The 11,918-nt window shown below is 44.1% G+C and carries 13 protein-coding genes and 1 pseudogene; all 14 read right to left on the bottom strand.

From position 1 onward, the window contains the following. Positions 1-37: 37 nt before the first annotated feature. Complete coding sequence (locus tag MAMMFC1_RS07980; RefSeq protein ID WP_126308000.1) at positions 38-1,108, bottom strand: alpha/beta hydrolase family protein; 1,071 nt, start codon at positions 1,106-1,108, stop codon at positions 38-40. 49 nt (positions 1,109-1,157) lie between these two features. Then, positions 1,158-2,099 carry an aromatase/cyclase gene (locus MAMMFC1_RS07975; protein WP_126307998.1) on the bottom strand — a complete coding sequence of 314 codons (942 nt, stop codon included), beginning with the start codon at positions 2,097-2,099 and terminating at the stop codon, positions 1,158-1,160. A 30-nt stretch (positions 2,100-2,129) separates the two neighbouring features. Then, the gene (locus MAMMFC1_RS07970; RefSeq protein WP_126307997.1) at positions 2,130-2,396 is read right to left on the bottom strand and encodes a TIGR04076 family protein; all 267 of its coding nucleotides are present in this window, start codon (positions 2,394-2,396) and stop codon (positions 2,130-2,132) included. A gap of 63 nt (positions 2,397-2,459) precedes the next feature. Then, positions 2,460-2,912 (bottom strand): hypothetical protein, encoded by a 453-nt coding sequence (locus tag MAMMFC1_RS07965; protein ID WP_126307995.1) that lies wholly within the window; start codon positions 2,910-2,912, stop codon positions 2,460-2,462. Between the two features lie 29 nt (positions 2,913-2,941). Beyond that, entirely contained in the window at positions 2,942-3,400 is a 459-nt protein-coding gene (locus MAMMFC1_RS07960; RefSeq protein ID WP_126307993.1) for a hypothetical protein, read from the bottom strand. Positions 3,401-3,433: 33 nt separating this feature from the next. After that, a complete protein-coding gene (locus MAMMFC1_RS07955; protein ID WP_126307991.1) occupies positions 3,434-4,201 on the bottom strand; it encodes an SDR family NAD(P)-dependent oxidoreductase in 768 nt (255 codons plus the stop codon). A 67-nt stretch (positions 4,202-4,268) separates the two neighbouring features. Next, positions 4,269-5,126, bottom strand: a complete 858-nt coding sequence (locus MAMMFC1_RS07950) for a cyclase family protein (RefSeq protein ID WP_126307989.1) — start codon at positions 5,124-5,126, stop codon at positions 4,269-4,271. Between the two features lie 24 nt (positions 5,127-5,150). Further along, the gene (locus MAMMFC1_RS07945) at positions 5,151-6,413 is read right to left on the bottom strand and encodes a beta-ketoacyl-[acyl-carrier-protein] synthase family protein (protein WP_158618690.1); all 1,263 of its coding nucleotides are present in this window, start codon (positions 6,411-6,413) and stop codon (positions 5,151-5,153) included. 2 nt (positions 6,414-6,415) lie between these two features. Then, the gene (locus MAMMFC1_RS07940; RefSeq protein WP_126307985.1) at positions 6,416-7,708 is read right to left on the bottom strand and encodes a beta-ketoacyl-[acyl-carrier-protein] synthase family protein; all 1,293 of its coding nucleotides are present in this window, start codon (positions 7,706-7,708) and stop codon (positions 6,416-6,418) included. Between the two features lie 47 nt (positions 7,709-7,755). Next, complete coding sequence (locus MAMMFC1_RS07935; protein WP_126307983.1) at positions 7,756-7,992, bottom strand: acyl carrier protein; 237 nt, start codon at positions 7,990-7,992, stop codon at positions 7,756-7,758. Between the two features lie 877 nt (positions 7,993-8,869). Beyond that, a complete protein-coding gene (locus MAMMFC1_RS07930; protein ID WP_269471885.1) occupies positions 8,870-10,114 on the bottom strand; it encodes an MFS transporter in 1,245 nt (414 codons plus the stop codon). Positions 10,115-10,805: 691 nt separating this feature from the next. After that, positions 10,806-11,009, bottom strand: a pseudogene (locus MAMMFC1_RS07925) (N-6 DNA methylase); the annotation flags it as partial. An 84-nt stretch (positions 11,010-11,093) separates the two neighbouring features. Further along, entirely contained in the window at positions 11,094-11,447 is a 354-nt protein-coding gene (locus MAMMFC1_RS07920; RefSeq protein ID WP_126307979.1) for a HepT-like ribonuclease domain-containing protein, read from the bottom strand. After that, a complete protein-coding gene (locus MAMMFC1_RS07915) occupies positions 11,444-11,752 on the bottom strand; it encodes a nucleotidyltransferase family protein (protein ID WP_126307977.1) in 309 nt (102 codons plus the stop codon). The genes MAMMFC1_RS07920 and MAMMFC1_RS07915 overlap by 4 nt, the downstream gene beginning before the upstream one ends. Between the last annotated feature and the right edge of the window lie 166 nt (positions 11,753-11,918).

The following is an 11,918-nucleotide window of genomic DNA, read 5'->3' as shown; positions in this document are numbered from 1 at the left end:
AATTAGCTGTCAGATTTGTTCTTATTATGCGATCTTATTATGCTAACAGTCTGTCGGCAAACCAATCTACAAAGTATCTGTGCACTTCCGTATCATCGAGAGTCACACAGTGGTCGACACCCGGATAAAGTTTAATTGTTTTATCCGTGGCCGCAGCTTCCGCATATGTCCTTTTTACTCCCGCAACATTGAAAAGAGGATCTTGCTCATTGTGAATAATCAAAAGGGGACAGGTTATTTTCTCGGCAATCCCTTGCAAGGTCATTTTGTCCAGCAGATTTTCGGTTACATATTTTTCAGTTGTTCCGAACCGGATCGCCAGTTTTTCTAAAGAATGCGGATATTTTCCAACCATTTCCTTCGGTTCATACGACCCGCCGCGGCTTACGCAGCCAGCCAGTTTATGTGATAAAAAGCCGGCTATGCGGGGAACGAAATAGCCGCCGAAGCTGGCGCCAAATATGCCAATTTTGTTTCCTACGTCACTGCGGCTCAATATGTAGTCGAATATTACATCGTAGGCCTGTTCAATTTCTATTTCCAAATAACATTTGTTGAAGTACAGCGATTCTCCCTGGCCCGGCCCGTCAATAAGCAGGACGGCCAAACCCCTGTTGATCAGCGACATGGCTACTGTATGCACTTCCTCTTTAAAGCCTGTCAGTCCACCGATGGCAACAATGACGGGAACGTCTGGCGCCGCTTGCCGCGGGATCAGCATCCAGCCGCTCATTTTAGAATTTTTATAAGGAATTTCCACTTTTTCAGCGGTAAAATTGTCATACAATTGAAGACCGCGGGCATGACTATCCAAAAGCTTCCCGTAAATCCGGAGTCTCTCGTCGCTTATTTCAACAATGTCGTATTCGGCAATTCGATAATCCGCTGCCGCTTTTATGAAAAAGATTTTCGCTGTTTCCTGGTGCCCTTTTTGCAATTCTTCTTCGGCATAAGCATAGGATTTGTCGCCAAGTTCCTCGCATACCTGCACATGATCTTCGCCGCGGCCAACTCGGTTGACCATTCTGGTATAGTCGGTGTGATCAAACCCACCGGCCATCAGACGATTGAAATTTTGGAAAACGGGTGATTTTCTGTTTTCTGACATTGGACTTCCTCTCCTCTTTTTTCAAAATATTCACTTTATTATTTCCATTTCACTCTAAATAGGATTTAATCGTTTGCATGGTTGTCATACTGTTTCTGTCAATTGCCTGTTGGACAATTTTTAAGGCTTTTTCCATTTCCATCTCCCCCCATAGTTTTCTAACCCCTTCTTTCAACAGTGTTATACTGTGCCAGGCCTCAAGATGCACCCCATTCTCCGTCCCGGTAATGATCCATTTCCCTTCATGCCTTTGTAATGCCGGCGGCAATGAAGGCTGAAAATATTCAATTATATTATTGGCGTATCCGTGGCGTATGGATCTCATAACTTCCGTTTTGTCTTGCGCGCCGGTAACAGTCATTTCAAATTCCTGATTGCGGCCGTCTTCGTACAGCATTGTAATCTTTTGGCAGTGTGGCAGCAGTTTGGGCCACTCTTGCACATTATACAGCAGGTTGTATACTTGCCCGGCGGTTGTTTTAATTTCAATTCCGCTGGAAAATATGGCCTCCGCCTCTCCTAAACCCGCCTTTTCCAATATTCGTTTAATGGAACCCAATTCTTGTTTGCTGTTATTTTCAATTGTCCGGTGCATAAATCTTAAGGCTTCTTCCTTATTGCTTACATTCTCAACCAGGCCTTCAACACTGTCCTTGACCTCAAACGCATGTTCCAGGGTCAATAATACCCCTTTATTCAACTTAATTGCCCGCCATACACCTTGCATGTACTTCACAAGGGGACCGGGCCTGGACTGACGGAAATCAATCCGGTAACTCCCGGGATACAATATCCGTTCTGATTGCCAGGTAAATTCCGTCTCATTGGATTGGGCCGTTATTTCGATTACTTGCACATTGTCTTTTTCCGATATGATTTTGGCCTGTTTGCAGGGCGGAAAATATTCCGGCCATTTTAATACATTGGCGCACATATCATAAACCGTTTCTAGGTCGGCATTGATTTCTACGGCATGCATGGTAACTTCCATGTCTTTACACCTCCTGTCGGTTAACCCTTTTCATTCCTCAACCTCTTGCCGGACAATCTCAAAAGTTACCAAATTCTCGACATCCGGGCAGCACGTATTGATTCTGTCCGGATCATCCCGGGGTATTTTCCCGTCCCAGGTTAATAAGGCGATTATCGGGAATACCGTGTGGTAAGCGGCGCCGCAAAGCCCGCCCGGGTCGGCTGTTGACACTTTGAACACATCTCCCTCTTTATGGCCGACCTGGCAAGTTCCCCTAGTCGAAGTTACCTTAACCAAAATCTCTTTTTCACTCATGATTTTCTCTTTTCTCCTTTCTCCTTTTAAAAATTTAAGAAGTTTAAATTTTGAAATCGCTAATTAATTATTTAGAGGAAATACTTCACTGTTTATTTGTCTCCCATCGGTATACATTTTGCCAAACAGCAGAATATTGACTGAACCGCAGATTATTTCCAGCGCCTGCAAGGAATAGAAGCTGATGTTCAATTGGTTGTTTTGGGCCAAATAATTCAGAGTAACGGCCAAAGGAATCAGGAAGATGATCGCATTTAGGGCAATCCACTTCATCCGTTTGGCTTTGGCCCCGACATAAGGATTATTGGGATATGAGGCGGCCAGTTTTCTGCCGGAAACAACCAGCAGGGGCATGCAAACTATCAATATTGATAACCCGTAAACAATGGTTCTTTTAACAACTGCGATGAGATTATGATCACCAATAAGCTCCGACACCAGGGTGGAAACCAGAAAGGATACAATGGTCAAAAACGCAATGGCGGCAGTTGTTTGATGAAATAATTTGTAGTTCACGCTACCGTCTCCTTTGTACATTAAAAGTATTAGGGAAGCGTATAAGTAAGGGTCACATTGGCCACCGCGGTGAACTTGGGGTCCTGTGAGGCAGGTTTTAGCTGCCTGCCGCTGAAGACAGACGTTCCCCGGATGCCTTCGAAACGGCCGGTTCCTTTAATAATTGTTCCCTGCCCCTTATTAGAGGGAAGTTGGCCGTCAACCCAGGGCAAAGCCGATGTCCAGGCAAGCATGATCACGGATCCGTCTGCAAAGTCCAGCTTTGTGTACCCGTTTGCTATTCCGTCCCTGCCGTAAGGAACATCGAAGGCGCCGACAAAAGAATATTTTGCATTTTCTCTGTTGGTAAAGACCGCGTTGCCTTCCCGTTTTTGAACCCCCAGAACGTGGCCGTCTTCATCCTCAACGGGAAGCCATTCTGAGGATACAATGTAATTTGTAACTTCAAACTGCAGGGTTTGTGCTGCCGCCGGCGATTTGTTTACCATTCGCTCTCCACTCCTTTACTAATAAATAAAAATTTAATAGTTGCCTAACCCGCCACAGACATTTAAGGCTTGAATTGTAATTCCTCTTGCCTTGTCAGATGCTAAATAGGACACCATGCCGGCAACTTCATCCGGTTCGATATATCTTCCAATGGGTATAAGGTTTTCGAATTTCTTTTTCACATCCTCTACCGGGATGTTTAACAGCTTGCTATTGGCTTCTCTGACTTTCTGCGCCATCTCGCTCTCGACGAATCCGGGACAGACGGCATTTACTGTTATCCCTGTTTTGGCCAGCTCTTTCCCCAGAGCTTTGGAGAAGGCAATTACTCCGGCTTTGGAAGCACTGTACGCAGCTCCGAAGGCTACACCCTGTTTCCCGCCTGTTGACGCGATATTGATTATCGCACTGCCGGAATCCATATTTCCTTTCTTCAAAACTGCCTTTGTTACATAATAAACACTATTAAGATTGGTATTGATGATGTCGTGCCAAAGTCCATCATCCATCGCCGCCGTCTTGCCGCCGCCGCTGCGGCCGGCGCAGTTAACCAGCACATCAATTTTTGCTACCGTTTGCATCAGGGCGCTTATCATTTCCTCCACATTTTCCTGTTTGGAAACGTCACAAGTGAAATACGCGGATTTGCCATTGCCTCCAGAAATTTCACCGGCAACTTCCTCTAATCGTTCTTTTGTCCGTGACACTAAAATAACGTGGAAACCATCTGCCGCCAGTCGCAGGGCAATGGATTTGCCAATTCCTTTACCCGCCCCCGTAACCAAGGCTGTCCTTTCCATTATCCGCACTCCTCTCAACTCTTATTTTTTTCTTTCTTTGGCTTTTTTTGGCTGTTCAAACCTGATTTCAACCTTCTATGGCCACTACTCTGCACCACCCCGCATCACTATCGGTTAATTTAATAGGAAAACAACATACTTTAAACCCAATGGGATTTGCGATCTGACCTAAATTCGCCAATCGTTCGATATGGCAATATTCTTTTTTCCGCCCCAAAAAATGAGCCGGCCATAAATAATTTACATTTCTATCACTCAGGTATTTTTCGATCATTTTGCCAAAGGGAGGATCAAAACCAAAACTATCGATGCCAATGATTTTGACGCCGCAATCAATCAGGTACTCTGTTGCCTCGGAACTAACACCCCGGAAATTTGTGAAATATTGAGGCGTGCCGCTATATTGATCTCCCCCTGTTTTCAATAAGACAATATCGAAGGGTTGCAGCCGGTAATTCATTTCCTCCAGTTTGGCAATAATCTCCCCGCGGGAAACAGCCTCGGCAGCATCCGCTTCCACGTCCAGCAAGACGCCGTTGCCAAAGCACCACTTCAGCGGAATATCGGTGATGGTCTTTGCTTTTGTTCCGGCTTGGGTGACGTCGCCAAAATGATACGGGGCATCCAAGTGAGTGCCGGTGTGGGTGGTAAGTTGATATGTATACAACGACAGACCTTTTTCCTCCGGGAAATTCCGGTGGTCTAAGCCATAACCCAATTTTTGTTTAATCATTTCCTTCAGCCGGGAAAAAATATTTGTACCTCGCATTAAAACCAGAGTTTCTCCCAGTAAGTCCGCCCCGGTTCGATGGTCAACTATTGTCCTTTTTACCGGATTAGGTTCCCAGCTATTTACATCAATAGGAACACTTAAATCGATAATGTTATAGTTGTTACGGTCGTTACGGTCGCTATGCAAATTCATTATGTTTTCTCTCAAATCCATGGTTTAGCTACAGACTGATCCAATGACTAAACTAGCGCATATCCCGCCGTTGCCGCGCCCATTAATCAGGACATTGTCGATGGATAGGTTTGTTTTTGTTTCATCCACTATAGTTAAATCAAATAAAGGATCCGGGTCTTCATAATTAATAGTGGGTAAGGCGATATTACTTTCTATGGACAGGGTTGCCCAAAATGCATCCAAAGCGCCGGCCGCGCCATACAGGTTGCCGGTCATGGTTTTGGGAACGGTAACAGGAATTCGCGAATAAACATTGCTCATACTTTTCTGCAGCGCCTGATACTCACTTAAGTCACCAGCGCTTGTTCCCAAGCCGTCGGCCATAATCAAATCAATATCATTTTGATCCATTTCCGCTTCCTTAAGGGCCTCGGCGATAGTATAATCCAGACCCAATTCGTCGGTAGCCAGGAAACGGGGATGACAAGCGCCGGCAATTTCACTGAAACCTTTGATTTCTCCATAAATTTTTGCATTTCGCCGTTGGGCGTGTTCGTATTCTTCGAGCATTAAAATAGCCGCACCCTCGCCGGGAATCCAACCGCTTCTTTTTTTGTCGAAGGGTTGATAAATTCCATTTTCGGAAATTCTGTGGCTGGGTTCTTCCACGCCTTCGGTATAAATTGCCGAGAAGGTAAAGGGAGTCATCACCGCCTCGCTGGCCCCGGCCAGGATAATATCCGCTCTTCCCTGGGCGATAGCCCTCGCCCCGTAGCCGATAGCCGCCAAGCCGCTTGCCCGGCCGGCGTCGATGGTTTTACTGTGTCCTTTTAATTTATTTCTAATTGTAATTTCACCTTGAGGAGCCGCCGGAAACCATGCCGTTCCCACAAAAGGACTAAACTCGTCAACTCCTTTTGTATGCAGCAGCCTCAATTGTTGATCGTTAAAGGTCCAGCCGCCGAAACAATTGCCAATGTATGTGCCGCATCTGGTTTTATCAACTTGATTCAAATCAGCGTTGCTGTCCTTCAGCGCCAGATCACTTGCCGCTATTGCATATTTTGTGAAAACATCCAGTTTATGCGCCTGTCTTGCCGATAGGAAATCCGTTTCCACGAAATTCCTTATTTCACCGGCCATTTTGACCGGGATTTTTTCAGTATCAAACTTAGTAATTTGATCCAGGCAGTTTTTGCCGGCCACGGAGTTTTCCCATATCTCATCTTTGCCAATACCGTTAGGGGCAATGGCGCCCAAACCGGTAATAACAACCCGTCGCATATTCATATCCATCATAGCCATCATCAGCCTCCCAAAGCAGATTCAGTTCCCATTACCAACGCGCTGTGAATGCCGGAAAAACCACTGGCATCTTTTAAAATCAGATTTAAATTATCTTTTTTTATACTCTTATTGGGTACATAGTTCAGGTCGCAGCGACTGTCAGGATATTCGTAATTAATCGTTGGATGAATTTCTTTATTAACCAATGACTGAACACAAGCAACCACTTCCATGGCACTGGCGGCGGCCAAGGCATGACCGTTCATCGATTTTAGAGAACTGACCGGTACTTCATACGCCCTTTTTCCCAGTACTGCTTTATAAGCAGCTGTCCCATTAACATCATTTTGCTGGGTGGAACTGCCATGAGAACTGATATAATCAATTTGGTCCGGCGATACGCCGGCATCCTGCAAAGCTATTTCCAAGGCCCTTTTTAAATCTTCCCCGTCAGGAAGCAGTTCCGTCATATGGTAAGCATTGCAGGTTGAGCCATGCCCATAAATTTCAGCCAGAATAACAGCGCCTCTTCTTAAAGCATGTTCTCTTTCTTCTAAAACCAGTATGCCGCAGCCTTCACCCAGAACAAAACCGTCCCGCTCTTTGTCAAATGGCCGTGATGCTTTTTCCGGCGTAGCATTCCTTTTGGACGAGACGGCGCCTAAAACATCAAAAGCGGCAAGGGTGACGGAACATATGGGCGCTTCCGAAGCGCCGGTAATCATAACATCGGAATATCCGCCCCTGATCATATCAAAACTAAAACCTATCGCATCCAATCCGGCCGCGCATCCTGTAGGCAAAGTCGAACAAGGTCCCCGGAAATTAAATTCCGCTGCTACTTCGAGAGAAGCAGTACTATAGGTAAACGCCGGATACAAAGCTTTGCTGGTCCAGGCAGTATTGAACGGCTCCGTGCCTTTTTCCGTTTGTCTTAAAAATTCTTCTTCCATAAAAGGGGTGCCGCTAATAGCATTGGCAATGCTGACGCCGGCTCTTCGCGGGTTAATTTCATCCATATTAAGTTTTGATTCTTTTATGGCCATTTTAGCTGCCGCTACCGCAAACTGGGCATATCTGTCCAATCGCAATATCTGATTTTCTTTCAAATCAAACTCTTTGGGATCGAAGTCGTCGACAGCAGCACATATTTGTGATTGGAATTGATCTACGGGAAATCTGTCAATCTTTTTTATGCCGGATTTTCCCTTGATGCAATTTTCCCAGAATTTATCTTTGCCAATGCCAATTGGCGAAATGACTCCTAACCCAGTCACCACCACTCGCCGTTTTTCCGATGCCTTACTTTTCATTTTTTCAATTTGCCCCCCTTATTTTTAATGCAGTCTACTGACGTTCTCTAAGAAACCTTTTGCTTTTCTTCAATATACATGAACAATTTTTCGACGGTATCCGCTTCTTTAATCTCAGCGACATTTAAATTGCAGTTGAAGGTTTTGGTTAAATTACGGCAAAGGGTTACCATTTCAATTGAATCAACACCTATTTCATGGGATAAAGACGTAGTAGCGGCAATCTCGCCGCTGGGTATGTTTAATGACTTGGCAATTATCTCAATTAGTTTTTGTTGTTCCATTTTTTTCACTTCCTTTCATATCTCATATTTCATATTTGTTTATATTACCGGCGGTTTCACTACTTTTTATCCGCCTGGTTCTCCCCTTCGAAACCTGCCTGGATTCCGTCTCTTGCAAAATTCATTACCGTCAGATATCGGATCAATAATCAGACTCTAAGACTTCTTTAAAAATTGTTTTCTAAATTTTGGAAATATTATTCCATAAATACCCAAAAATATATTGACTGAACTCAATTCGTGACTTATAATAATAAACAAATGCATACGAAATAAAGTATGCTAAACTGCTCCCTTAAATCAGAGGATTCCGGCCAAAGAACTTCACTGATTTAAGGGTGTTGTTTTTTTGTTAGCATAGAGAAAACTATTGTTATATTCTTTTTTTGTTTGAACAGTACTTTACAGAAGCATTTTTCCCAACTAATGAACAAAACCCTTAAATCGGAGCATTCTGACGAAAGAATTTCATAAGATTTAAGGGTATTATTATTTGCTTATTACTGGAAAAATTTTACAATATAAATTTACTACAGATTTTATATCCATGTCAATCATTAGAATCATTAAGATAATTTTACATTCGTTGGTAAAATTATAATTCATTCCCTAGAATTCAATCAATCAATTGATTTATTTTTATCTTAGCATAGACTTCCAATTCTTGTCAATCATATAAAATTAAACATCTGTAAATTCCATGTTAACTAACAGAATCAGTGAAAAAGCCATTGCAATCAAGCCAAAATGAGGCGTATGGAACACATTAAAGAAATTATATCCGGGTATTAGGACCGTTTCGACGCTGTCGCTTAACCTCAGCTTGATCCTAATACCCGGATGTCAATTTTAAATGCAATAGATATAGTGCTTAAAATCAATCTTCACATATGAGGCCCTTGTCCCGGAAAATGGGCTCAGCATGGCTGCGCCAAACCGGGCGGGCATAAGCAAAAGCAGCGATACCGGCGAGGCAGATGGCGCCACATGTCAAAAATGTCGCCGACACCCCGATAAATTCAGCCAGATAACCGCCTAACAGGCTCCCAAACGGCGCGATACCGCCAAAGGACAATATATAGAGACTCATCACCCGTCCCCGTTTATCCTCATCCACAAGGGTCTGGATGATGGTGTTTGTAGCAGCCATATGGACAATAAGCCCGATTCCCATGACAAAGGCCAATACTAAAGACAGCCACAGCACTTTGGATGCGGCAAACACAGTCAACCCAATTCCAAAAACAGAACCACCCGCTACAATAATATTCTCAAGGCCCAGCACTGTCTTACGGGAAGCCAAAAATATAGTTCCGGCAAGAGCTCCCATGCCGAAGAAGGACATCAATAAGCCTAATATGTCCGCACCGCCCGCTAATACCTCGCCGGCAAAAATCGGCATCAATACCATTACCGGCATTCCTGCTAAACTTATCAAAGCCAGCAGGGCGAGCGCCATCCGAATTGGCACAACGTGATACGTATAAGAAATACCTTGTCTGAATCCTTCCATCAGGTTTTCCTCGCAACTATTAACAGCATCCAGACGGTTTACCTGCATGAGCCCAAGCCCCACCAGCACCGCGGCGAAGCTAACGGCATTAATTAAAAAACACCAGCCTTCACCAAAAGCACTGATGGCAAGCCCCGCGACCGACGGACCAATGATCCGGGCGCCATTAAACATGGCAGAATTAAGGGCGATAGCATTGCTCAGATCTTCTTTGTCATCCACGATTTGAGAGATAAAAGACTGCCTGGCCGGCATATCAAATGAGTTAACCATACCTAATACGATGCTCAGCAGGACAATCTGCCAGACAGCGATCATTTGCGACAACACTAAGGCGGCAAGAACCGTCGCTTGCAGCAAAGAGAAAACTTGCGTCGTAATGACAACCTTGTACCGGTCACACCGGTCCAGCATCACCCCGGCAAACGGAATAAGAACCAAGCCGGAAATCTGCCCAAGAAAGTCCACTGTGCCTAGCACCTGCGCCGACCCGGTCAGACGATACACCAGCCAGACAATTGCTGTCCGCTGCATCCATGTCCCAATCAAGGATATCCCCTGCCCGAAAAAAAACAAACGAAAATTACGGTGCCTGAGGGCCCGTAACATCGACCCCAAGTTCATTCCTGAAATCAGTTTGCCCTCCTCCTGCTTCTAGCCATACTGCGTCCGCAGGGCACACAGCCCCCTGGCAGCAGTAAAGCGGATGCATTTTGATAATTTATAGCGGCCTTATTCCCGGTGGTATACCCGTTTTTCCCAACCAAAAGAAACGCGCAGCCTTAGGCTGCCGTTACAAGGTCCCGCTCCTTCTATTCCATTATACCATCAATAATATACAATACCAGCTTGATCATGCAATCTAAATCAACCAGCATGGCAGCAAAGTCAGCCTGCTTTTTCATTGTTAGAATATTTCAGTTGTCATGGCAAAAGAACAAAGTCTCCGCCCCTTCTTCACGGCCCGCGGCCAGAATGCCCCACTTCGCCGCAACCTTTTCTGTGCTGGATATTGCCGGTGAATCACCAGCCAGGGGCAGCACCACAGTTTTTCACTGCCCGAACTACCTCCCCGGATAGGTGGTCACCAATTTATCCTTGTCCCCCCTTCGAGCATGAAACTGGGAAGTCCATCACGCAAACGAATGAGGTTTTGAGTTCCCTTGAGCTTGAAACCGTATCAGAACACAGAAAATAGTTATAGCCAGAAAAAAGAGAATAGCTATCATTTTTTATAAGTCCATAATAATGTCAAATTTATTAAGCGGCTTTCAGATATACCTGATACAATATTCTTGCTTTATGGCAACTCAGGCCAACCAAGCTCTTTTAAAAATTGGTTGTGCTTAGTCTTTGCCTTGCTAATAGCATCCTCGATTTCATCCAAATTCTTTTTGACATCTGCAAGGTTGACGGTTTCTTCTTCTGCAACCGTGCTCACATATCTTGATATATTCAGATTATAGTCGTTCTTCTCGATTTCTTCCATGGAGACGCGGCGAGAGTATTTTTTGTCATGACATAATCCAGCGTTTACTTTATGTCATTAGAACTATCCCATGACATTTAAGGCCAAATGCCTTATCCTCTAAAAGTTCTGTGATAATATATCCATAAGATGTCCCTCGATCGGTGGCAAATCGTGCGTAACCACTTGCCAAATCATGTCATAACCAATACCATCATAGTTATGTGTAACTACATCACGTAATCCGGCCATTTGCTTGAATGGTATCTGTGGGAATTTCCGGCGAATAGACTCTGGAATATGTTTACTCGCTTCTCCCATATTCTCCAACGCTTTGCAAACAGCATATTGTGTCCGCACGTCAAGCATAAACTCCTCGAAGGTCAACCCTTCTGTAAATTCTCTCACTCTCACCAAATCGTTATAAATATCTTCGATGTAGTCGCGATATTCACGATTCTTCTTTCGGCTCATATATATTGAACCTCATCAAGAATACGTTTACCAATCCGAGGTTTAAGCGCTTTCTTAGAGACAAGATCGACTTTTGCCCCCAACATATCGCTCAGTTCATATTTTAGGTCAATAAATTGAAACGCGCTGATTACCTGATTGAAATCCACCAATATATCAATATCCGATCGTACGTGTTGTTCATTCCGAGTGTAGGAACCGAAGACACCAATCTCCGAAAGATGATATTTTGCTGTCAACCGCTCTTTATCACGAGCTAACGTGTCTTTAATGCTATCTATAGTAAGTTCCGTGATTTTGGACATATCATTTCTCGCCTCCTTCAGTTTTGTTTTAAACACGCATAGTAGAATTCATACATACTGTAAATCAATTTTATTAATTTATTATACCACGCTGATATATTCCTGTAATCTGCTCAAAATGGAAAAACTGCATAATCGCAGATTATTGATATTTCAAGCATCTAAG

The organism is Methylomusa anaerophila (assembly GCF_003966895.1).
Lineage (GTDB): Bacteria > Bacillota > Negativicutes > Sporomusales > Sporomusaceae > Methylomusa > Methylomusa anaerophila.
The sequence above is the reverse complement of the archived record's forward strand: the minus strand, read 5'-3'. Positions and strand labels throughout refer to the sequence as shown.

Excerpts from the sequence above, each read along its gene's own strand:
- MAMMFC1_RS07980 (WP_126308000.1), bottom strand. The coding sequence starts at position 1,108 with ATGTCAGAAAACAGAAAATCACCCGTTTTCCAAAATTTCAATCGTCTG.
- MAMMFC1_RS07975 (WP_126307998.1), bottom strand. The coding sequence starts at position 2,099 with ATGGAAGTTACCATGCATGCCGTAGAAATCAATGCCGACCTAGAAACG.
- MAMMFC1_RS07970 (WP_126307997.1), bottom strand. The coding sequence starts at position 2,396 with ATGAGTGAAAAAGAGATTTTGGTTAAGGTAACTTCGACTAGGGGAACT.
- MAMMFC1_RS07960 (WP_126307993.1), bottom strand. The coding sequence starts at position 3,400 with ATGGTAAACAAATCGCCGGCGGCAGCACAAACCCTGCAGTTTGAAGTT.
- MAMMFC1_RS07955 (WP_126307991.1), bottom strand. The coding sequence starts at position 4,201 with ATGGAAAGGACAGCCTTGGTTACGGGGGCGGGTAAAGGAATTGGCAAA.
- MAMMFC1_RS07950 (WP_126307989.1), bottom strand. The coding sequence starts at position 5,126 with ATGAATTTGCATAGCGACCGTAACGACCGTAACAACTATAACATTATC.
- MAMMFC1_RS07945 (WP_158618690.1), bottom strand. The coding sequence starts at position 6,413 with ATGGCTATGATGGATATGAATATGCGACGGGTTGTTATTACCGGTTTG.
- MAMMFC1_RS07940 (WP_126307985.1), bottom strand. The coding sequence starts at position 7,708 with ATGAAAAGTAAGGCATCGGAAAAACGGCGAGTGGTGGTGACTGGGTTA.
- MAMMFC1_RS07935 (WP_126307983.1), bottom strand. The coding sequence starts at position 7,992 with ATGGAACAACAAAAACTAATTGAGATAATTGCCAAGTCATTAAACATA.
- MAMMFC1_RS07930 (WP_269471885.1), bottom strand. The coding sequence starts at position 10,114 with ATGTTACGGGCCCTCAGGCACCGTAATTTTCGTTTGTTTTTTTTCGGG.
- MAMMFC1_RS07920 (WP_126307979.1), bottom strand. The coding sequence starts at position 11,447 with ATGAGCCGAAAGAAGAATCGTGAATATCGCGACTACATCGAAGATATT.
- MAMMFC1_RS07915 (WP_126307977.1), bottom strand. The coding sequence starts at position 11,752 with ATGTCCAAAATCACGGAACTTACTATAGATAGCATTAAAGACACGTTA.